Annotated in this window: 1 protein-coding gene; it reads left to right on the top strand. The window is 39.4% G+C overall.

Annotated features, from left to right (window positions below):
* Positions 1-122 precede the first annotated feature (122 nt).
* A protein-coding gene (locus QMA39_RS19685) for an IS3 family transposase (protein WP_281659590.1) occupies positions 123-1450 on the top strand; the annotation gives its coding sequence in 2 pieces (ribosomal slippage) (positions 123-495 and positions 495-1450; 1329 coding nt in all).
* The last annotated feature ends 41 nt before the right edge of the window (positions 1451-1491 follow it).

Here is a 1491-nt window from a genome sequence, read left to right as displayed (position 1 = left end):
TGAACTATAACCCGAATAATGGACACTTATAAAAAAGTGCCCCGTTATTCGGGTTATTTCTATCTCTAGAAATTTAACCCGTTTATAATGAAAATAAGTTTATGAACGGAGTGGATGGAATTATGAGTAAACAACTATATTCAAATTTGGAAATGAAACAACTGGAGGCCAACCCAAATGTGATAAGGGTTTCAGATCGTTCCATTACCTATCACCCTCATTTTAAGAAAGTCGCCATTCGTGAATATCAAAATGGAAAGTTCCCCACTCAAATTTTCGAGGAACACGGATTTGAATTGAGTGTTGTGGGAAAGAAGCAGCCAAAGCGATGCTTGAAGCGTTGGCGTGAAACCTTTGAAAAGTACGGAGATCTTGGACTTGAGGGGGAGCGACGAGGGAAAGGCAGTAAAGGCAGATCTTCTTCAAAAGAACTCTCGGCGGAAGAAAAGCTTGAAAAAGCAGAAGCCCGTATTAAGTACTTAGAGGCAGAAAATGACTTCCTAAAAAAGCTAGACGAACTCGAGAGGCAGGCGTTGAAGAAACGAAAATAGCTCCAGCTGAAGTCTATCAACGGATTGAACAGACCATCCGTAAGTATTCTATGAAAAATATGGTGTCTTACTTATGTACATTCGCGGGGGTGAGCCGAAGTGGCTATTATGCGTGGATACATAAGGAGTTTGAAAGACAGGTCCGAGATGAAAAAGACGAAAAGGATATAGAGATTATTCGATCCATCTTTACACATAACCAAGAAAAAGTAGGAGCTCTTCAAATTAAAATGATCCTTGAAAATGATTATGGGGTAATTATGAATCATAAGAAAGTCCGAAGGTTGATGAAGAAATTTGGACTCAGGGCGAAGATCAGACAAGCGAAGCCTTACAAAAAAATGATGAAAGCAACCCAAGAACACCGTAGGTGTGCAAATCATCTAAAGCGCAAATTCAAACAAGAAGAACCAGGTAAAGTCTTTTTAACCGATATCACCTATACGTATTATGGCAGAGGTCAAAAAGCTTACCTTTCTTGCGTGAAAGATAGTACAACGAACGAAATTGTCGCTCATCATGTAGCTACTTCGTTAGGTATGGATATCGTATACCGGACTCTTGAAAAACTTGAAGAAACCGTTGGGTATTTTCATCCGGAAGCCATGATTCATTCAGATCAAGGCTTTCATTACACTCACCCTCATTTTCAATCTAGAGTGAAAAAAGCTGGCCTTCTCCAGTCGATGTCTCGCAGAGGAAACTGTTGGGATAACGCCCCAATGGAATCATTCTTTGGTCATTTGAAAGATATGGTGGATCATAAAGCATGTGAAAGCTTTAACCAACTAAAAGAAGAAGTGAACAACTATATAAGTAAATATAATAACGAGAGATATCAGTGGAAGTTAAATAAGATGACCCCGGTACAATACCGAGGCCATCTCTTAGCTGCCTAAGGCTCTTTTTATAAACTGTCCATATTATGGGGTACAGTTCA

This window comes from Halobacillus sp. Cin3 (assembly GCF_947311855.1).
Classification (GTDB): Bacteria; Bacillota; Bacilli; order Bacillales; family Halobacillaceae; genus Halobacillus; species Halobacillus kuroshimensis.
Note: the sequence above shows the minus strand (reverse complement) of the source record. Positions and strands in the feature narration are given on the sequence as shown.